The organism is Brevibacterium sp. FME37 (genome assembly GCF_014897485.1).
In the GTDB taxonomy this organism is placed as follows: Bacteria; Actinomycetota; Actinomycetes; order Actinomycetales; family Brevibacteriaceae; genus Brevibacterium.
The window spans coordinates 1-19,810 of the sequence record NZ_JABUYE010000021.1; the positions used below are offsets into that span (position 1 = coordinate 1).

Annotated in this window: 15 protein-coding genes and 2 pseudogenes; 13 read left to right on the forward strand and 4 right to left on the reverse strand. The window is 58.9% G+C overall.

The features are described from left to right. The first annotated feature begins 69 nt into the window (after positions 1–69). The 6 genes from INT29_RS18125 (at position 70) to INT29_RS18150 (ending at position 5,994) form a co-directional block, all read left to right on the forward strand. Positions 70–1,530 carry a hypothetical protein gene (locus tag INT29_RS18125; RefSeq protein ID WP_193072768.1) on the forward strand — a complete coding sequence of 487 codons (1,461 nt, stop codon included), beginning with the start codon at positions 70–72 and terminating at the stop codon, positions 1,528–1,530. Further along, positions 1,530–2,918 (forward strand): MinD/ParA family protein, encoded by a 1,389-nt coding sequence (locus INT29_RS18130; protein ID WP_226842201.1) that lies wholly within the window; start codon positions 1,530–1,532, stop codon positions 2,916–2,918. Before INT29_RS18125 ends, INT29_RS18130 begins: the two co-directional genes overlap by 1 nt. Positions 2,919–2,952: 34 nt before the next feature. Beyond that, positions 2,953–3,255 (forward strand): ArsR/SmtB family transcription factor, encoded by a 303-nt coding sequence (locus INT29_RS18135; protein ID WP_193072770.1) that lies wholly within the window; start codon positions 2,953–2,955, stop codon positions 3,253–3,255. Between the two features lie 165 nt (positions 3,256–3,420). Further along, on the forward strand, positions 3,421–3,738 hold the full coding sequence (locus INT29_RS18140) for an ArsR/SmtB family transcription factor (protein WP_193072772.1): 318 nt from the start codon (positions 3,421–3,423) through the stop codon (positions 3,736–3,738). Between the two features lie 628 nt (positions 3,739–4,366). Next, entirely contained in the window at positions 4,367–5,413 is a 1,047-nt protein-coding gene (locus INT29_RS18145) for a helix-turn-helix domain-containing protein (protein WP_193072774.1), read from the forward strand. A gap of 32 nt (positions 5,414–5,445) precedes the next feature. Continuing rightward, complete coding sequence (locus tag INT29_RS18150) at positions 5,446–5,994, forward strand: hypothetical protein (RefSeq protein WP_193072776.1); 549 nt, start codon at positions 5,446–5,448, stop codon at positions 5,992–5,994. 247 nt (positions 5,995–6,241) lie between these two features. Here the strand turns inward: INT29_RS18150 and INT29_RS18155 are convergent. Next, positions 6,242–6,727: pseudogene (locus INT29_RS18155) on the reverse strand (recombinase family protein); the annotation flags it as partial. A 254-nt stretch (positions 6,728–6,981) separates the two neighbouring features. Here INT29_RS18155 and INT29_RS18160 point away from each other — a divergent pair. Further along, on the forward strand, positions 6,982–7,452 hold the full coding sequence (locus tag INT29_RS18160) for a hypothetical protein (RefSeq protein WP_193072778.1): 471 nt from the start codon (positions 6,982–6,984) through the stop codon (positions 7,450–7,452). A 102-nt stretch (positions 7,453–7,554) separates the two neighbouring features. Here INT29_RS18160 and INT29_RS18165 read toward each other — a convergent pair. Together INT29_RS18165 and INT29_RS18170 are read right to left on the reverse strand one after the other, a co-directional pair. Then, a pseudogene (locus INT29_RS18165) lies at positions 7,555–7,833 on the reverse strand (hypothetical protein); the annotation flags it as partial. A gap of 164 nt (positions 7,834–7,997) precedes the next feature. Next, positions 7,998–8,597 carry a recombinase family protein gene (locus INT29_RS18170; RefSeq protein ID WP_096161814.1) on the reverse strand — a complete coding sequence of 200 codons (600 nt, stop codon included), beginning with the start codon at positions 8,595–8,597 and terminating at the stop codon, positions 7,998–8,000. A gap of 254 nt (positions 8,598–8,851) precedes the next feature. Here INT29_RS18170 and INT29_RS18175 point away from each other — a divergent pair, with 254 nt between their 5' ends. After that, the gene (locus INT29_RS18175) at positions 8,852–9,094 is read left to right on the forward strand and encodes a hypothetical protein (RefSeq protein WP_101584756.1); all 243 of its coding nucleotides are present in this window, start codon (positions 8,852–8,854) and stop codon (positions 9,092–9,094) included. After that, the gene (locus INT29_RS18180; RefSeq protein WP_101584757.1) at positions 9,091–9,633 is read left to right on the forward strand and encodes a hypothetical protein; all 543 of its coding nucleotides are present in this window, start codon (positions 9,091–9,093) and stop codon (positions 9,631–9,633) included. Before INT29_RS18175 ends, INT29_RS18180 begins: the two co-directional genes overlap by 4 nt. Before the next feature lie 83 nt (positions 9,634–9,716). On the opposite strand, the gene INT29_RS18185 is transcribed toward INT29_RS18180, so the two are convergent. Continuing rightward, complete coding sequence (locus tag INT29_RS18185; protein WP_114320267.1) at positions 9,717–12,731, reverse strand: Tn3 family transposase; 3,015 nt, start codon at positions 12,729–12,731, stop codon at positions 9,717–9,719. Between the two features lie 161 nt (positions 12,732–12,892). Between INT29_RS18185 and INT29_RS18190 the strand changes: the two genes are divergently transcribed. From INT29_RS18190 to INT29_RS20695, 4 genes are all read left to right on the forward strand, one after another. Continuing rightward, positions 12,893–13,480 (forward strand): AAA family ATPase, encoded by a 588-nt coding sequence (locus tag INT29_RS18190; protein ID WP_193072780.1) that lies wholly within the window; start codon positions 12,893–12,895, stop codon positions 13,478–13,480. A gap of 2 nt (positions 13,481–13,482) precedes the next feature. After that, positions 13,483–13,767, forward strand: a complete 285-nt coding sequence (locus tag INT29_RS18195; protein ID WP_193072782.1) for a hypothetical protein — start codon at positions 13,483–13,485, stop codon at positions 13,765–13,767. 516 nt (positions 13,768–14,283) lie between these two features. Further along, positions 14,284–14,544, forward strand: a complete 261-nt coding sequence (locus INT29_RS18200) for a hypothetical protein (protein WP_193072784.1) — start codon at positions 14,284–14,286, stop codon at positions 14,542–14,544. Between the two features lie 56 nt (positions 14,545–14,600). After that, entirely contained in the window at positions 14,601–19,769 is a 5,169-nt protein-coding gene (locus INT29_RS20695; protein WP_193072785.1) for a helicase-related protein, read from the forward strand. Positions 19,770–19,810 lie beyond the last annotated feature (41 nt).

Below are 19,810 nucleotides of genomic sequence, written 5' to 3' on the forward strand. Positions count from 1 at the left end.
CAGGCAGGCCAAAAAGGAGAAACTCATGCAATCTGAATATGACACCCCACCGGTATACGGACTAGACAAATGAGCACATTCAATCCCGACCACGTTCCCCCATTTCCGATTCTGCAACTGGAATACGACGGCGATACGGTCACTCTCGACAAAGTGATTGTCGAGCCGGCCCCTGGCACTTCTGCAACCGATGCCGGGGTTGAAGCGGTCGCTCGCAAAGCCCAAGCGCTGGGACTGGATGCAGTTCGAGTCCGCGCCGCGACTCCTGACGGCACCCATATGATGGTCGTGAGCTCAGAGGGAGAAGCCATTGATGCCACTCCCCCAGAAGCCTCAACCGGTCGACCCCGCAATAGGCGTGCGTTCATCCTCATCACCGCTTGTATCTGTGCTGTGGCACTGACTGTGGCTGGTGTTGTGATTGGGAAATCCGTCATTGCTTCCCAGGAAGAACCAGTCGCAGCTCCTGCACCGCCCATTCCTGGTGAGGGTCAAACTATCCCGGTTGGTCTCCCTGCCGGATTCTCAACCGAAGCAACATGGGCCGTACCCATTGACGATGGCACCGACCCGCTCCCCCTGTCGAACGGCAACGTTCTCATCACCACTGCTGACAACCGGCTCCAGATTATTGACCAGAAACGAGCCACCGCCGTCTGGTCATCCGCTCAGGCACCGAATGGGACTAAACAGATAGTGGAAACGACATGGCGTGGTCGCCCCGTCCTCGCATCGTTTAGCGGCCGTCAGCTCACGCTCTGGCCACTCGACCTGCCCGATTCCACTGATGTGCCGCCAGTCTCTCTCGATGCTGAAGCTACCGGTGAAGCGTCGTTCGCGGGAACAGCGCCACTGATCGACCTTGGCGACTACACAGTGGCCGTTCCAGCCGATGGCACCGGGTTTAACCGCACCACCATTCCCCCAGGAACTCAACCAGTGGCAGCCGGCACCGACATCATCATCGCAGTGGGAGACAACACGATCACGCACACCGCCATCACTGAGGCGGGAAAGGATGCCTCGATCAGCTTTGACCGGCCCAAAGGAACGCGAGGAGCACCGACTAAAGCAGTGGGTCTTACTCCCACTCGCGCTCTGCTGACTTGGGAAACCGATAAATCTGCGATCACCGCAGTCCTTGATACCGAACACGGCGACATTCTTACCACCTTGGAAGGAAGCGCACCTTCGGACCAGACCCTCCCTCAAATCGACGCTGAAGCGAACACCGCTCTAGCCGATCCCTACTTCATCAACATGAGTTCAGACCATCCCGAGATTGTCGATCTGGACCTCGCTGCTTCCACAGACCTCACCTTGGCTGGGAATCACGTTTACACCACCAACGGTGACGGTGCTCTCGACCTGGCAGTGGAGGGCAAGAAGGTTGTTCCAGAACAGTGGGAAACAATGTCCGATGACGATCCGCCACCATCCGCTGTCTCCGCTACGGGAGCGTATGTCGTCGCGGAAAAAGTAGACACGTCCATTCTTTACCGAGCACCACGAGTCAGCCAGGAGAAATAATGATTGATATTCATCTTGACGCAGACGGACAGGGACAAATCACGCTGCCGACCGGCGCACGGACTATCGCGGCCAGCTCACTCAGTGCCGCGCGTAGTGAAGTCATCGTGATCCTGACCAATCATGCCCAAACCAGTGGGCGCATTCTCAACGCCACAGTCACTGCCCCAAATGAAGGAACCACGGCGCTTGAAGTCCACCCCAACGGCACGATCAATGAGCTTGACCAACCAGTCCAGCAGGAGGCACCCATGACAACGACCGAATCTCAAGAGCACAGTCCGACGCCAGAGCCGGTCGCAACCCCTGCCCCGGTTCCGCCACGGCCAGCCACTCCCCCGCAGGGTGATACCTCACCGCCGCCAGCTCCCCAGAATTCCGGTACCCCAACCGAGCCACAGGGCAATCCGTTTCTTGCGGCACAGGGCGTGTCAGATGGGAACGTTGTCACAACTGACGCGCCCGTTACCCGCAGCTTCGTCAAGCAGGCTAAAGAAACACCAGCAGCAGGTGTGCGCGGAATGATGTACAAAGCAACCGGAGGGCTGATCAATACCGGCCTCAGCCGCCGCGAGATTCACCAGCGGGAACTGTATCAACGAGTGGCAAAGCCCATCTCAGGGACCCGCAACATCGTATTCATGTGCCTCAAAGGAGGCATTTCTAAAACCTCGAATACTTGTGGCATAGGTCTGAGCCTGGCTGAACACCGCCCAGACTCCGTCCTTGCGATCGATACGAACCCCGATGCCGGAGACCTCGCAGACAGACTCATCGGTCACGACCAGGTGGAGTCGCTGAGCCCTCGCACAATCACAGACCTCGTCGGCGCTCTAGATGCTAAACAAATCGACAACCTCACAGACCTCAACCGGTTCACCCAAACATCTGGTCGCCTGCACTTCATCGCAGGAGAACAAGATCCCGAGGTATCCGAATCGCTGACCGCAGAACAGTACATTGCTGTCCGGGACACCGCTGACCGGTTCTACCCGGTCACTCTCACCGACTGCGGTACAGGAGTCACCCACCCGGCAATGAAAGGCATCCTCGAACGAGCCGACCAAATCGTCGTTGCATCCGGGTGGGCTGTCACAGGTGCAAAACGAGCACAACGCACCCTGACGTGGTTGCACGAGGCACACGGTGGTGCCTATCGAGAGCTTGCAGAAAACGCTATCGTTGTCCTAACTGATACCGGTGCTACCAGCAAGGATGTTGACAGAGATGCCATCATCGCCACTCTGGAACACCTGTGCCGCGACGTTCATCTCGTCCCATTCGATGCCGAGGTCGGAAAGGGGGACCTCATTTCCCTCGATGGTCTACGTCAGCCCACACGACAGGCTTATCTTGAAGTCGCCGGGTCCATTGTGGACGCACTCTAAACTTCCCTATTCTCGCCACCACGAAAGTAAACCAATGCAGAAAGACGATTGGATCAATCCGCTCCTACGACTCGCAGGGTCTAAGGAACGCCTGCTCATCATCTCGTTCCTGGCGTCGCAAAAGGAGGGCGTGCACGCCGCCACCATCTCGACGGAAACTGGCATTCGCCAGACCACGCTCTCACGTATGCTGCGCGAGCTCGAAGACCTTGGGTACATCCATGGGGATCTCGCTCAGAACGAGCGTCGCGGCCGTGCAGTCCGGTACAGCAGTCAGCCCACACATATACGGGCCGTTTTGCGCCATGCCGCCACAGCGCTGGGTGTGAAGCTCTAATCTCAGCATCATGCAAGCGGGGGCTGAACACATTGGCAGATGTGTTCAGCCCCCGCTCTTTTGTCCAGTTGCCACCACGCAACCGCTTTAATACTAGCGGATAGATAAACACTCCGCTAGTATGAGGGAGAAGAAACGGCGCGCAGATTCAGGCAAGATGGACACATGCCAAAATATGCGCGGCCAGCACACCCAGAGTCAGTGGAGGCTGCCATTGAAGCATTCGGAAACCGCGTTCGAGTCGCCATTCTCGGCACACTGCAAAAGGATGGACCTGGCACACGCGGCGAAATCGCCAAGCGGATTGGGGCTGTCGACAAGACCGTTCAGGTTCATCTGCGCGTTCTCGAAGAGCTCGACCTGGTCGCCTCGGACCCGCCGCCCGAAGCTCGCAAGAGCGGCCAGCGTGTTCGTTACCGGCCCCTCAACGCAAACATCGACATGCTCCTACAGGCGCTCACCGAAGCCGTGCGTGGCGCTTAGAGCAGTGCGGCAACTCCCCCAGGGAGATCAGGCGAAAAATGTTCACGGACACGCCGCGCAATTTCTAGAAATGAAACACCCCGCAAGGTATGTTTCAACTATGGCTACCGGACGACCCATAGTTCCCAATCGGGCTGAAAAATCTATCTCTACTCGCCTGCGTAAGCCGGTCGATAAGATCGTCCGCGCAGAAGCTGACGCGCTCAACATGCCGTATGGAGAATATGTCTCTTACCTTGTGGCCCTCCAGAAGGGACTGCCTGAGCACGCCCCACCACTTCCCAATTCCGAACACGAGCAGGGGGAAATCAATCTGAAGTCTGCCTAGACACCAAAAAAGTCACCCGCGCCAACGGGTGACCTTTTCTAAATGAATATGTGATCGAGTAACAGCTCGATCCGAATCCGAAAGGACTCGTTCTTGTTCCTAAAGACGAGTTCAGGATACCCCACACCCAAACGCAGAAGCAATGGCCGTGGCGCGTGTCCTGAAAAGACTCAGAGCACTGAGGGCACAGCCGCCCTAGCTATCCGCCAAGACTGGCGCACCAATCCCCCACTGCGTGTGCGCCGGCCCTCTCGCACTCAAGAGACCTCCGCACTCCATCGAGGCCGCGCTGTCCTGCACATGCAGGCTACTCTCGCGACGTCACAGACCACCTGGCTAAAAGCCGTAGACGGATGGATCAACGACCTGGACATGCGTGCTGACGGGCGCGAGAATCGCCGCCTTATTGCTCGTATCGTTGGCTTCAACGCTGATTGGTCAACGCTGACAACGAACACTCTCACCTGGGCCACCATTGCCAAACGTACCGGCATCAAAGAACGGTCAGTAGCTCGCCACCTTAAAGTTCTCCACGAAGCCGGGTGGATTGGACGAGTCGCAGCAGGCCGGAGCGCAGCAGCCAAACGGGCAGGCGGCTGGAAAACCGACGACGCATTCCTCAATGACGCACCGGTCTACGCACTGACCTGCCCTGTTGATGAAGTGCCTGTGGACATAAATGTCACCCCTCCCACACTTCGTGGCTATAAAGAATTCCCTGCACGCGCACGCGAGAAAGAAGCCCCCAGCAGAGCCGCTTCGCGGCCCTCATCACTGAAGGCGGCTCACCGCCACCCGACCATCGACCCAGCGAATCGCCAGAGCCCAGCTTGGCCCAGTCACGTAACACCAAGCAGCAAAGACGAACGCATTCTGGCTGGAAGTGAGTGGGCACGTCGCGTACCAGCGTTGGGAAAGCTCTCAGCGAAGCACCTAGCATTCCTCGCTAAAGACTTCTTTGCCACAGGCTGGACGCTAAGCGACCTGAAAACTGCGCTCGATTCCATGCCCGACGGTCGCGCCCACGGACAGCTGATCGAGAACCGGTGGGTGCCCTACACCGGAGCCGATGGAATCCCCGCCTCTCGCCTCGGTCACTGGGTCAATTGGCGACTCAACCGCTGGCGAGACGCTCATGGTGGCGTGGTCGCATCTCCCACCCAGGAGCGCATCCGCCGCGCTGAAGCTCGGAAACGGACGCATGAGATTCAACGCCGCGCCGAGGAAGCACGCCGCGCCGAAATTCACCGCCGAATGGCTACCCACGAGGGCCAAGACGCGAAAGCCAAAGCCATGGCGCAGATGACCAGCCGTCTCCCCCGCAAACGACTCGCACGCAAACGCTGAACCCCTCCGTCACACGAAGAAAGGAACCTCTCATGAGGAAAACGCGCCTACTCAGCACCACCCCACCACAACCAGTGGAACCAGTCGGCCCACAGACCACCACGAAGAACCCTTACCGTAAATGGCACATTGCCGTCTATACACCCACACTCGCACTCACTGTGATAGCGGGCATCCTCGGCTTGCAGGTTGTGGCCGAGGACCGATACTGGGCCACCGTCTGCATCGTTCCTTTCGTCGCCATACAGTTTGTTGAATACACGATCAGCGACAAACTTCTCGACGGCATCCACCGTCCTCTCTCACACAGGATCTTCGACTCCCCACTTACGGCCCTGTGGCTGCTTGCTTCGCTACTCACCCCCGCAGTAGTCGCTCAATGGCATGCCTTTCATGGTTGGCCCGATCGTGTACTCATGATTGGTCTACTCGTCATCGTCTACCTGGCAATTCTGGTGACCGCACACGAGATGGGAAGTCTTGGGCGAGTGGTGAAACCGAAGACTATTGAAGCGATGGATATAGACGTGCGTGAAGTCGTAGCGCAAAGACTAAACGAGAATCACTGCGAGCATCCATGAACATGGCTGAGGGACAAAGCGCGAAGCAAGCGTACTTAGATCAGCTCAGATGACGGACCCTAGCTTCCCGACTTGCCAACCTGGGGTCTGAGGAAGATCGGTACGGAAATTCACGCTAACGACATCCCGGTGTCGATCCTGGCGTGGATAGGGCTCGCGAAAAAGCGAAATGCCCGACGCAAAGCTTTCGCAGTGTGGGGCAACGGATGAGAGCCGCACGTCATCTTTCGGTGGTGGCAGGAAGAGGTCACGGATTGATTGTGCCGGTTTTCTTGCGTTGGTCGCGTTCAACGGCCCGGTAGATGGTGGATCGGCTGATGGAGAATAGTTCTGCCATTTCGGTCATGGTGTGTTTGCCGGCATCGTGCAGTTCGAGGAGGTGTGTTTCTTGTTTCACGGTGAGTTTTGGCTGTTTTCCCCGGAGTCGGCCGTTGGCCTTGGCAACCTTCATTCCTTCGCGGGTGCGCATGCTGATGAGGTCGGCTTCGAACTCAGCGATCATCGCCAGGACGTTGAACAGCAGTTTGCCCATTGGGTCGGTGGGGTCGTGGACGGAACCACCGATGCTGAGTCTGATTTCGCGTCTGGCGAGGCCGTCGGCTATCTCGTGGGCGTCTCGGACGGACCGGGCCAGGCGGTCGAGTTTGGTAACGACGAAGGTATCTCCGGCCCGGCAGGCGGCGAGGGCTTCGTGAAGTCCTGCGCGATTCTTGTTCCTGCCGGTAAAGCCATGGCCTCCTGCGACAGGCCGAGCGAACGGCGGTACGCGCGCAGGTGTGCACCGAACTGCTGCTTGAGAGGTGATGAAGTTGCGGGCACAACTACTAACTGCACCGCGGAAAGTGCTGGTAAACCAGCAACTAATACGTTGCTGGCCTGTACTCTGATGGGGTGCTAGTCGCGCGGCATGACGTGGCGTAGCACCCTCACCACGACGATTGGAAGGAGACGCGCCACCACCCTGCGCGCGAACAGACGATGAAGGACATGATCACCACGCCCACCCCTGCGCGCAGCCTGCTCACGGCACTCGCTCCCATCGCCATCCTCGGGATGGCTCTGACCGGATGTGGCAGCACGTCCAGCGGTATCGCCGACGGCGACTACTTCGGCACCTACGAGTGCGTCAACTGCGGCATCAAGAACAACAGTCTCGTGCGCCTGAGCATCGACGAGGGCTCTGTGGCCTTCGATCGCATCCAGTGCTACGGGATCGAGGAGACCGACTCCAGCGCTGGCACGCTCAGCGAAGACGGCGGCTCCATCATGTGGACGAGCTCTGGGGACTACTCCGGCTCCGACACACTGATCCGCAGCGAGAGCGGCGAACTGCTCACCCTCGATGGCACGGCGTTCTCTGCCGAGTCCTCTGATGCGGGTCAGACCACAGTGGGGACCTTCACCCAGGAGTGTGAGGCTTCCGCTGATGACGGCGAGTGGGTCAACCCGCTCGGCTGACCGATGAGTCGACAGCGACATCCTGCTCCATCCGACGGATCCGTTCCGTACCAGCGCCCCGGGGGTTCTTCCCTCGGGGCGCTCTCTTTGCGATGCGGCGGCCTACTTCCGCCAGCGCGGCCACTTCGGCATCCCGTGCCCCTTCCAGGTCTCCACGAGGCGAGCGACCCACCGGATGGAAGCGAACAGGCCGTAGCCGGCCGACGCGAGGCCCACGGCGACTACGAGCCAGCGACCGATTCCGAGCCACACGCTCCCGCCCACGTCGAGAGCCCACTGAGCGCCAGTGATGAGCCCGGCGATGCTCATCCAGAGTCCCGCGACGACCACGAGCACCGGCAGGAGTGCGAGGCACATCGCGGCGGCGGCCGACCAGAGCTGGGGTCTGAGGAAGATCGGTACGGAAATTCACGCTAACGACATCCCGGTGTCGATCCTGGCGTGGATAGGGCTCGCGAAAAAGCGAAATGCCCGACGCAAAGCTTTCGCAGTGTGGGGCAACGGATGAGAGCCGCACGTCATCTTTCGGTGGTGGCAGGAAGAGGTCACGGATTGATTGTGCCGGTTTTCTTGCGTTGGTCGCGTTCAACGGCCCGGTAGATGGTGGATCGGCTGATGGAGAATAGTTCTGCCATTTCGGTCATGGTGTGTTTGCCGGCATCGTGCAGTTCGAGGAGGTGTGTTTCTTGTTTCACGGTGAGTTTTGGCTGTTTTCCCCGGAGTCGGCCGTTGGCCTTGGCAACCTTCATTCCTTCGCGGGTGCGCATGCTGATGAGGTCGGCTTCGAACTCAGCGATCATCGCCAGGACGTTGAACAGCAGTTTGCCCATTGGGTCGGTGGGGTCGTGGACGGAACCACCGATGCTGAGTCTGATTTCGCGTCTGGCGAGGCCGTCGGCTATCTCGTGGGCGTCTCGGACGGACCGGGCCAGGCGGTCGAGTTTGGTAACGACGAAGGTATCTCCGGCCCGGCAGGCGGCGAGGGCTTCGTGAAGTCCTGCGCGATTCTTGTTCCTGCCGGTAAAGCCATGATCAACATAGACGCGTTCGGGTTCAACGCCGAGGGATGCCAGGGCATCACGCTGGGCGGTGAGGTCTTGCTCCTCCGTGGACACGCGTGCGTAACCGACCATGATCTTAGACATGTAGATCAGTGTGTCACATAGGGATCCTTCACCGGACAGTTCACCGTACACCCTATACGGACACTTCATAGGTCACCATTAGCAAAGCAGCAGGTCAGCGGTTGGCGTGTCCGGTGGAGGACCGGCTTACGGGACAGTCTGCTTGTGGCAACCTGCACCCGAGCGCAAGGGCGTCCTTTCGTCGCCAAATGAGCGAGACCCGAGAGCGTCAACATCTCCTTGACACCTTCGATGCGTCAACCTATCCTTGACACATGACTCCATCAACAAGAATTCGCACTGCAAGAAAAGTCCTCCTGGTCGCCCTCGCGCTCGGCATCTGCATGGTGGTGTTCGCAGCATTTATAGGCTTAGGGCTCCCGGGTTTCATCATCAGCGTGGCTGGGTGGATTGCCCTGATAGCCAGCTTGATCGGCTTCATAGTGGTTCTCGTTCAGAAATCCACCGCGGCTTCACGTGCAAACTCTTGGCGTCCAGCTGACAATGAAGAGCTATGAGCAACGAAGCCGACGTCGCCCTTTCCGTGCGACTATCGAAACTCGCTGCTGATCTGGAGCCAAGCCCCTCGGATGATGAGTCCATGCAATCACCGGAGGCCGTCCTTCGCTCCGTAGCCGTTTTTGGCGACATAGCCCGTGTATCCACACAGCTTCAATCGCAGGCGGTTGCGACAGCTCAAGATTCTGGATTGAGTTGGGCAAAAATTGGCAAAGCGCTTGGAATTTCCCGCCAGGCTGCCCAGCAGCGTTTCGACACCCGCCGAACCGAGGCAATGCAAGCCACGGAGACCATGCGGATCGTGGGTCCTGTTTCGCGCAATGAAGAAGTGGAACAGATCAATGCGGCCGGAAGACAAGGCTGGAAGCTAATCCGTTCGCTACACGGCGAACACGCACTCGAACTCGACGACGAGTCTTGGGAAGTCACGCGAGTCTCGATCTTTTCATTGCGCGCCTTGCCTGCTGCAAGTGACGGATGGGAAGCGGCTTCGACCAGGTTCCCCGACTGTTTCTACATTCGCAAGATTCTTAACTGAGCAGCAGACACACCTTAACTGCGGCTGTACCGCAGGTGGTTCCTCTTGCGGGCGTGGATATGTTCAGGGAAATGTTGCCTCGTTTAGGTCTCCAGGTCCTCATCGGGGTTCCTCAATGGCCGAAGTTCCGTTCCCGTGGCGCCTGCGGTGAAAGAGTAGCGGCCCAGCATATTGATGTGTTCCGAGACCAGCGGCGACAGGCGATGCACGTCCTCGTCTGCAACGTTGTGGCCGCGGTCGCGGAGCCCGGTCAGTGCGGCTTCCAGGTAGCGGGTGTTCCACAGGATGACGGCGTTCAGAACCAGGCCAAGGGCGCCGAGTTGGTCTTCCTGGCCTTCCCGGTAGGACTGCCGTATTTGGCCCCTCCGCCCGTGGAAGATGAGTCTGGCCAGGGCATGCCGGGATTCCTGCACAGTCAACTGGGTATGGATTTGCCGGCGGTACCCCTCATCGGCATCGATGAAGTCCAACAGATGCTCGGTCTTTGCAATCCTCCCGTACTCCGCCAACGCCTTCCCGAGCAGCGTCGGTGCCCCGCCTCCCTGGGTGACCCGCAGGACTTCGGAGGCGCGCACGGTCCCGGACGTCAAGGACCCAGCAAGGCGAAGCATGTCCGGCCAGTTCGACGAGATGAGATCCAGGTTGATGCGGTTGCGACCGGCTACCGCGTTCAGCTTCCCATAATCCGCAGTGGCGTCGATGCGCCAGAACCGTTGGTCCGGCAACCCGGCCAGACGGGGCGAGAACCGATATCCGAGCAGGGTGAAAAGCCCGAAGACCTGGTCTGAGTAGGAGGCCGTGTCAGTGGCGACCATCTCGGGGCGTTGGCCACCGTCAAGATCGAGCAGCCCATCCAAAATATGCAGGGAATCGCGGACCGTTCCCGGAACCACAACGGCACCCAGCCCGGAGACCTGGTCGTTGAGATAGTTCAGCCAGGTCAGGCCGCGGCCCTGGCCAAAGTAGCGCGGATTTGCCCCGGCATTGACGGTAGCCACCGGCACCACAAACCGCATCCCATCGACGGACGCCAACAAGCCGGTGCCCCAGCGCCGTGCGAGTCCGAGACCGGACTGGGCCTTGATCAGGCGGGCGTTAGCTGCGCGAAGCGTATCGGCACGCACATAGTTTTGGTCGACGTGGCTCAGGCGTCCACGTGTCAGGGCGGGGTGGCCATCCCTTACCACCGGTGTGAGTCCGACGTTGCAGGCCTCGGCCACCAGGATGGCTGCGACGGAGACATCAAGCTGGCCCATCCTCGCGGAGGTCTCCGAGACGTGGCTGAATTCCGAGAGGAATCCCGTCCAGGAATGTACTTCCAGCAGCACATCGGGCAGGTCCACCCTCGGCAGCATCCCGGAGACCAGCCCCCGCAACTGCGTCAGGGACTCCGGGACCGTCTTGGCCTCCAGGGGTGAGAGGTGGACTTTGCCGGCATCATCAATCCGTACCGTTGGATTGTCGGCCAACTGCTCAGCCGCCGCACGATAACGGGCATCAAGGCGGTGGCGCACACCAGCCAGATGCTCCGTTGGCTCTTCTGGCAGCTGGAGAGCCCTCAAAGTCTCAGTCTTGGTTTTCTGCCACGCAGGATCGGTGAGCAACCGCGCCCGAGGGTCTCCCCAGCGCCGCCCGCCAACCACGAAGATGTCCCTGCGCCGCAGCGCCTTATGGACGGCCACCGTCACCGCCACCGTGTAGGCCTTGCGGTCGATTTCCTCCGAAGCCGTGACAAGACGCTGCCAAGTCGGAGAGAGGACAGACAGATCAACCTCGGCAGGGTCTTTCTTGCGGCCGTCCAGAACCTCCGGCAGTGCCGTCAGCGCCGCCAACGTTGGCGTCCCGCCCGCGGTGGCCCCGAAGGGTGCCGCCGCGGCCAACGCCGGCAGGAACGAGCGCACGGTGGCGAACCGGCGCAGCATCTGCCCCGCAGTATCAGCCTCGGCACCCTCGGGATTCACCACTTCGTTCACCACCTGCAGCGCGGCGCGTAGCTCGGACAAGGAAACCTGATCGGCCAGCACCGAGGCGGCCTCTGCGCCGGAATATTCCGTGTTGTCCAACACCTCGACCAGTGTTTTCGCGGCCTTCGCCAATTGCAGTGAGGCCTTGGACAAACGGGGCAGGGATTTCAACCGGGCGGCAGTGGATTCCCTGGTTGCCTTGCGCAGAACGCGTTCGTTGACAATGGCGTCCAGGGCATCACACAAATCATCGGCAACCTCCGACGTCAATGCGCGCACGGCACAAAGCAGTGTCGCACCCCGGCGCTGTCCCGATAGTCCTCGAAGCGATGAGGCCTTGCCCGCCAATCCGTAGCGGGCCAGGGCGTTCATCCGGCCCTCGGGGATCATCTCCACATCAATGGACCCGGCACCCAGGGACCGCAAGCGGCCCAGCCGCTCCAACTGCCGCAACAATTCCGGCACCGAGACCCTCGAAGGCCCGGTCCGCAGCCGTTCCCACGCGGTCAACCGCGACCCATCCCCAACGCGAAGCAGACCTTCCAATTCCAGAATCAATGCGGGGCCGGCCGCGTCCACCAGCATGGAATGGAGGCGGTCATTTGCTCCGGCACGGACCTCTAAAACCAGTCGTGTCAACGTAGAGACGCCGGGGAGAAGGACCTTGCGCTCACGCAGCCAGAGCGCCGCCCGTTCAAACAAACGCACCGGTCCCTCCGACGAAGTCCAGGCCCGGGCCTCCAGAAACAGCCTCAGCTCTTCGTACCTGGCCGGATCGGAGAAATCCGCATACCCGTACTCGGTGGAGATTTCCGCGGCGTGTTCGTACCCGGTCTGTCCCCGCTGCGCATACAGCTTGAGCACGGAAGCATCGGCAATGCCCAGCTGCCCGGCCAGGGATTCCACCACCGGCCACGGAACAGCCAATGGATCCGTCAAAAAACGTCCGACTACCCGCACCGTGATCAGTTGAACAGCAAATCCCAGGCGATTGTGCATTCCCCGGCGGCGACCAACCACCGACAAATCGGCATCGTCCAACCAACAGAAACGTTCCAGGTCCTCCGCTGGTACCTCGTCGGGGAATCCGCTGAACCCTGCGACCTGCTCATCACTTAGAAAATCGACCGCCATGTCACCCATTCAACAGGCCGCTGACTCCTTAGCGTGAATTTCCGGGCGATTCTTCCCCAGACCCCAACCTATACAGGCCCAGGAATATGGGTTCCTGGTTCGCTGGCCATATTCCTGGTATCCTGGCCAGGAAGCCATAAACACAGAAAGGTGGTTTGCTGGTGATTCTTGCAATTCTCAATTCCAAAGGTGGAGTAGGAAAGACCACGTTCAGTCTTCTCCTGGCAGAAGCGTTGCGGCGCGGGCACGGCACCGCTGAGGTCTGGGATGCAGACCCGCAGGGGTCCGCAGGTGACTGGGCTGAGAACGCGGTTGAAGACGGCGACCCGCTGGGCTTCGCTGTCACTGCCGTCAACAAAGCTCAGTTGCGACGCCGAGACAGCGATGCAGACTACACGATCATCGACACTCCCCCAGGCGACCCAGAAGCCATCGACCTTGCAGCTCGACGGTCCGATTTCCTGATCATTCCTACCGACTCCTCGCCCATGGACATGAAGCGATCAGCGGCCACAATTCAGGCGCTTTCAGTGCCGTCAGCTCTGCTCTTCTACAAGGTCAACCCGAGAACTCAGCTGTACGCCACGGCTCAGCAATGGGCACGGGACGAAGATATCTCGTTCCTCGACGCGATCGTTCCCGTTCGTGAAGATGTAAAGAAAATTGTCGACACCGGCATCGGCTACTCCGATCTCTTTGGAGTTGAAGCTGTGGCTACAGAACTCATTGCGGCACTGAAAGGAATCTGATCATGGCAATCAAACCACCAGACGGCAAGAAACCGCGCTCATATGGGGCGAAGCCGAGCCTCGAGTCGAATGACGTTGGCAGCATTGGCAGTACCTTTCGTCAGGAGGAGCCAGCAAAGGAAAAGAAGCATAAGCAGCCCACCACAAAGACCACGCTCGACATGGAGACTGAACTCTTTAGAACGTTAAAGCTTCACGCTGTCGCTGAGGGCACCTCCATGCGGGACTTGGTGGATCAGTACATTCGAGCAGGACTAGAAAGCGACGGCATCACCGTAAAACCATAATCCCATATGGGAATATGGTTTTACGGTCCGGAGATGGAGAGCAATGGAATCTGAAATGATTTACGTCAATACACGAGCTGCAAAAGGCTCGAGGAGACTAGCTGGCTACGATGTGACTGTGTCCGCGCACACCGAGGACCGCGAGCTGGTTTTGCTCCAGTGGCAACGCAGTGATCGCGCTGCCGAACACAGGCCACCCATACAGATGGTTCTCAGCGCAGACGAGATGCGCGGAATTGTCGCGGCTCTCGATGAAGCTGGGGGAGTAGGAGAATGACGCACTTGTTCCCGAAACTGGGCTCGATCCGCGACTGAGAAGTACCGATATTCAGCACCAGCTGCTAGCGACAGGGCTTTTCGATAGCGTGTGATTCATGGCACGCGGACGCAAGAACACCCCGGTAGAGGGACAACTCGACATATTTGATGCACTTATGGCCATCGAGACTGATGAACATGAGCTGACTCCAGGAGAGGAACAGACCAGTGCGGACAGCCAACACGATCCAGGAATACGTGGAGAAGTACGCCCCGAAGCGGTACAGCAAGATTCAGAACCCCGAGACCTATTTTCAGGACTTGCTGAATCAACTCCACCAAACCCAGACGGACCTCCTGGAGGACATGGGGCCAGAACCCGAGACAGCCGATCCAATGAAGATCATCGGCCAACACCGCGCACGAGTCGCCCAGGCCAGGGAACTGGCCTGGGAGCGAATCGTGACGGAGAGCTTTCCAGCCGAAGTGGACGAGACAGGCCAACCGCTGGAACACTGACCCCCGCACAAACTGGCAACACCGAAACGGCTCAACTGTCTACTACCGACTCTGTGGTGGCCGCTGAGCCGTTTTATCTGTCTCAGGCAGACCAATACGCACCCTCGGGTGCGAAATCGCGGTACAAGGCCAATCTCGAAGCAATCCGCACAGTCCGGCAGCTCGAAACCGAAAACCGTCCAGCAACCCGCGCAGAACAAGAAGTCCTCGCAGCCTGGTCCTCCTGGGGAGCCGTGCCAGACGTGTTCGACCCGAACAAAGGCAGCTGGACAAACGAAAACCAGGAGCTGCGCGAAGTCCTCACCGACGAGGAATACGACGCAGCACGCCGCACCACACTCAACGCCCACTACACCGATCCGAAGCTCGTCACCGCCATGTGGGAGACCTTGAGCGACCTTGGCTTCGAATCGGGCCGAGTCCTCGAACCCGGCACCGGCTCAGGCAACTACATCGGAACCGCACCCGAGACAATGCAAATGGTCGGGATCGAACTCGATCCACTGACCGCCTCGATTGCCGCTCACCTGTATCCACAAGCCGACGTACGCACCGAGTCGTTCGCTGACACTACAGTTCGACAAGGTGAGTACGACGCAGCCATCGGCAACGTGCCCTTTGGCGACCGTTCACTATCTGACCCAGTGTGGAACCCCGATGGCCGGTTCACCATGCACAACCACTTCATGCGCAAGTCCATTGGGGGCCTGCATGACGGGGGAGTCATGGCCGTCATCACCAGCCAATACTCAATGGACTCGCAAAACCCCGCATTCCGAGCTGAGGTCTCCAAAGAAGCTGATTTCCTCGGAGCTGTTCGCCTACCCACTGGGACACATCGCCGGACAGCCGGCACTGATGTGGTCACCGATGTACTCATGTTCCGGAAACGGCTATCGGGGGAGGAAGCGACCCCGGAAACCCGGCAATGGATCAAGACCAGCAATATCGACGTTGATGACCATGGCATCACACGCACACCACGCACTAACGACTACTTTATCGCCCACCCCGAAAATGTTCTGGGGGAGTACTCCATCGGTGGGCAATTCCATACCTCGCTCCAGGTCACCACTGACGATTTGGCGGCGATCCCGTCACAGCTGCGGGAACGAATGGCATCTATTGCCGCCGATGCGCAGGCCAAGGGGCGCGGATACGTACCTCTGAGCGAAGAAGAACAGGTCATACAGGCCGAAGCCGTGCAGAACCAGACCGAGCTGACTGTCGGAACGATTGTGTTCGATGGCGGAGAGTTTAAACAGGTCTCTCCAGTACAGACCTTCGAGCCGTATCACGTACCCAAGGTCCACCACGCCCCAGCCAAGTCGTTGCTGAATCTGCGTGATCGTATGTCCGCTGTCATCCAGGAGCAGGCGGGCACAACCGCGGATACCGACCAGTCCATTGCCCTGCGCGATCAGGCACGCGACGCATGGCAGAAACACGTCGACCAGTACGGGCCAATCAACCGGTTCGACACCAGCTGGGTTGACAAGGTTGTCACGAACAAAGAAACCAAGGAGAAAGAAACCATCCGGGTGGAGAAGCGCAGCTTCCCACTCGTCAACAAAGCACTCTCTCCTGACCCGATGTGGTCACTCGTTCTCGCGTCGGAGAACTTCAACGACTCCACGCAGACCGCGCAGCCGGCCCACATTCTCACCCGACGTACCGTCTCGGTGAAGCGACCACTGCTGGGCGCAGACACAGCCGAAGAAGCCCTGGCACTGGTACTCGACCATACCGGGCGCACTGACCTCAACCAGATTGCCGCTCGACTCGGAGTAAGCGAAGAAGAAGCACGCGATCAGCTCGGCACCCTCGTCTTCGATGACCCCAATTCTGATGAGATCATCACTCGCGCCGAGTACCTCTCCGGCAACGTGCGAGACAAACTCGAGGAAGCACGCACCAAAGCCGAGGAAGAACCTGACAACGGCTGGAACATCAATGTCGAAGCCCTCGAAGCCGCACTGCCCGACGATGTACCGATCAGCGACATCGAAGCACAGATCGGGGCAGTGTGGGTTCCCGCCACTGTTCATGAACAGTTCCTCATAGACATCACCGATGACCACGAGGCCACCGTAATCAATCACGGCGGAGGGTATTGGGACGTTCATGGGTCACGTGACGGTCGCGCTGGATACCTCGCCACTTCCGACTGGGGCACTGACCGGCGACCCGCACACGACCTGTTCGATGCGCTGGTTAACAGCCGGGAAATCAAAGTCGAAGACAAAGACTCAACCGGCAAACCAGTTCTCAATGACATTGAAACCCAGTCAGCCAACGACAAAGCCGACGAAATCCGCGAACGGTTCAGCGAATGGGTTTGGGAAGACCCTGACCGGGCCGTCGAGCTTGCTGAGCAGTACAACCGGCAATTCAACTCCCTCGTGGCACGCGACTACACCGAAGAAGGCCAACGACTCAGCCTGCCAGGACTGGCCAGTGACTTTGACCCACACAAGCACCAGCGCACGGCAGTAGCACGAATCGTCTCTGAACAGGGTGTGGGATTGTTCCACCAGGTTGGCGCCGGAAAAACCGCCGTCATGGTCATGGGCGCAATGGAACTCAAACGACGTGGACTGGTCAACAAACCGGCCGTCATCGTTCCCGGCCACATGCTCGAACAATTCACCCGCGAATGGCAGCAAATGTATCCCCAGGCGCAGCTGCTCTCTGCTGGATCAGATGATGTGAAAACCGTAAAAGGAGATGCCTCCGCACGCCGCGCGTTCGTCGCACGCGCCACAACCGGAGACTGGGACGGGATCATCATGACCCACTCCGCGTTCGAAAAACTCGATGTCTCTGACACAACGTTGAGCTCCTACTCAAATCAGCAGATTGCGGACCTTCGGACCACCCTGGAGGCCATGCGCGATGACTCTGACAGCGAGTACAAAGGCACGATCAAGCAGATCGAGAACACCATTGCCAAGGAAGAAGAACAGCTGAAGAAAGCTCTCGACGGCCGAGACGTGGCCGGTCTGACGCTTGAAGAAACAGGCATAGACCATCTGGCAGTCGATGAGGGGCACTTGTTTAAGAACCTCAGAACACATTCGAAGATCAAGGGAGCCAGCATCACCGGCTCAGGTCGCGCTACCGACCTCGACATGAAACTCGACTGTCTTCGTAAAACATATGGGCACCGCGTCGTGACCATGGCCACCGGTACACCTATCGCCAACTCCATCACTGAAGCCCACGTCATGATGCGCTACATCCGGCCCGATCTCTTGCGAGAGACCGGTGTACAACGGTTCGACGATTGGGCCAAAACATTCGGAAAAACCGTGTCCCGATTCGAGCGCAACGCCGCAGGCGAACTCGTCACCAAAGAACGGTTCTCGAAGTTCCAAAATGTTCCCGAAATGCTTGGCGTATGGCAGCAGTTCGCAGACGTGAAAATGACCAAAGACCTCTCGTACCTCGACGTGCCCGAGCAGGCGATGAACAGCGATGGTGAACGCCGCCCTCAAATCGAAGTCGTGACCCGCTCAAACACGCTCGCAGCCTACATGGACGAACTCAAAGCACGCCTGGACAAGCTCGCAACGTCAGGGGGCCGGCCCGGGAAAGGCGACGATAATCACCTGACCGTCTACAGCGACGGGCGTAAGGCTGCACTCGACCCCCGGCTGGTCGATCGCGACCCTGGCGGAGAGTATTTGAAGGTCAACAAAGTCGCTAAGAATGTAGCGGAGATCTGGCGCGAGAACCGTGACAACCCGTATCCCATCTCAGATGCGAAAGAACACCGAGACATCATGTCCGAAGACCGTGGCGCTTTGCAGCTCGTCTTCTGCGATGTCTCCACCCCGAACCCGGAGAAGTGGAACTTTTACGATCAGCTCAGGTCCGAACTTGCCTCGTCTTACAGCATGGACCGCGACCGAATCCGGTTCATCCACGAGGCGAAAAACGATGAGCAGAAAGCGACCATGTTCAAGCAGGCACGCGAAGGGAAGATCGACGTGCTGATCGGCTCGACAGCGAAAATGGGCACAGGCGCGAACATCCAACTGCGGACGAAGGCCCTCCACCATGTCGATTGCCCTTGGCGACCGGATGAAGTCACCCAGCGCGAGGGCCGAATTCTGCGCCAAGGCAACGCCAACGATGAAGTCAATATCGTTCGCTATGCCACCGACAATTCCTTTGACTCAACGGCATGGGGAACCATCGCACGCAAAGCCGCACCGATCCAACAAATCATGCAAGGCCGGATCGACGTGCGCGAGGTCGACGATCCCGGAGATCTTGAAGCCGAAGCACAAGCAATGATGGCCGTCACCTCTGGGGACCCTCTGATCGAGGAGAAAGTCACCCTCGAAAGTGAAGTCGGTACCCTCGAACGCCGCGAGCGGTCATTCAATCGGCAGCAACAGGCCACACAGCATAAATACAACATGGCCAACAACTCCCATCAGTTCGCCACCGAAGCCCTGCCCGAAGTCCAAACACTCATGGATAAGACGCGAATCACGGAGGATTTCACTGCCTCAGTCAACGGGCGCAGCTATGACAAGCGCAGTGACGCACAGAGAGCACTCATTGCCGATGTCGTTGAAATCGCTGGGCGCGGACGCACGCAGGTGTACGTACTCACCGCAGAAGAGCACCAGGGCGTTATGCAGCTCAACGGTCACGACGTGGGCTGGAGCGTTGGGGGAGGCCCAGCCAGAAACGCGAGCGTGAAGTTCAATCTTGACGGGTCTGACCATGACGGAACCTGGACCAGTTACTCCTGGAACGATCTCGTGACCAGTGAAGCCGCCGCGAACATCATCGTGTCGATGGAGAACCGAGTGAAGAACCTCCCGAGCCTTCACTCGGACCTCGAACAGCGACTCGAAGACAGTTCCAAAGAAATGGCAGCCCTCGCGCCCAAGCTCAGCCTCGAATTCCCCCAGGCTGACGATCTCGCGTCCGCGCGAACGAAGCTACAAGACGTTGATCACCAGCTCGCAATCAAAGCACCAAATGCGAGTGCCGCTGAATGGCAAGAGCCGGTGCAGGTTGTCGACGGGGCATCCACTGGAAGCATTGATGACCAGGCGATGGCAGTGCTTGATCGCGTCCGTGCGAACCGTGGCACTGGCCAACCTGCTGCTTCCAGCGCACAAGAGACTCAGCCAGCGGCAAGCGAAAGAAGCTGGAGGTCTCCCAGCGGCAACGAATCGGAGACGTCATACATACGCGAATAGGACTCTCATAGTACGTACTTTCATAGTATAATGAAGGTGAA

Coding starts and splice junctions, on each gene's coding strand:
- INT29_RS18125 (WP_193072768.1), top strand. CDS start 70: ATGAGCACATTCAATCCCGACCACGTTCCCCCATTTCCGATTCTGCAA.
- INT29_RS18130 (WP_226842201.1), top strand. CDS start 1,530: ATGATTGATATTCATCTTGACGCAGACGGACAGGGACAAATCACGCTG.
- INT29_RS18135 (WP_193072770.1), top strand. CDS start 2,953: ATGCAGAAAGACGATTGGATCAATCCGCTCCTACGACTCGCAGGGTCT.
- INT29_RS18140 (WP_193072772.1), top strand. CDS start 3,421: ATGCCAAAATATGCGCGGCCAGCACACCCAGAGTCAGTGGAGGCTGCC.
- INT29_RS18145 (WP_193072774.1), top strand. CDS start 4,367: ATGCAGGCTACTCTCGCGACGTCACAGACCACCTGGCTAAAAGCCGTA.
- INT29_RS18150 (WP_193072776.1), top strand. CDS start 5,446: ATGAGGAAAACGCGCCTACTCAGCACCACCCCACCACAACCAGTGGAA.
- INT29_RS18160 (WP_193072778.1), top strand. CDS start 6,982: ATGATCACCACGCCCACCCCTGCGCGCAGCCTGCTCACGGCACTCGCT.
- INT29_RS18170 (WP_096161814.1), bottom strand. CDS start 8,597: ATGTCTAAGATCATGGTCGGTTACGCACGCGTGTCCACGGAGGAGCAA.
- INT29_RS18175 (WP_101584756.1), top strand. CDS start 8,852: ATGACTCCATCAACAAGAATTCGCACTGCAAGAAAAGTCCTCCTGGTC.
- INT29_RS18180 (WP_101584757.1), top strand. CDS start 9,091: ATGAGCAACGAAGCCGACGTCGCCCTTTCCGTGCGACTATCGAAACTC.
- INT29_RS18185 (WP_114320267.1), bottom strand. CDS start 12,731: ATGGCGGTCGATTTTCTAAGTGATGAGCAGGTCGCAGGGTTCAGCGGA.
- INT29_RS18195 (WP_193072782.1), top strand. CDS start 13,483: ATGGCAATCAAACCACCAGACGGCAAGAAACCGCGCTCATATGGGGCG.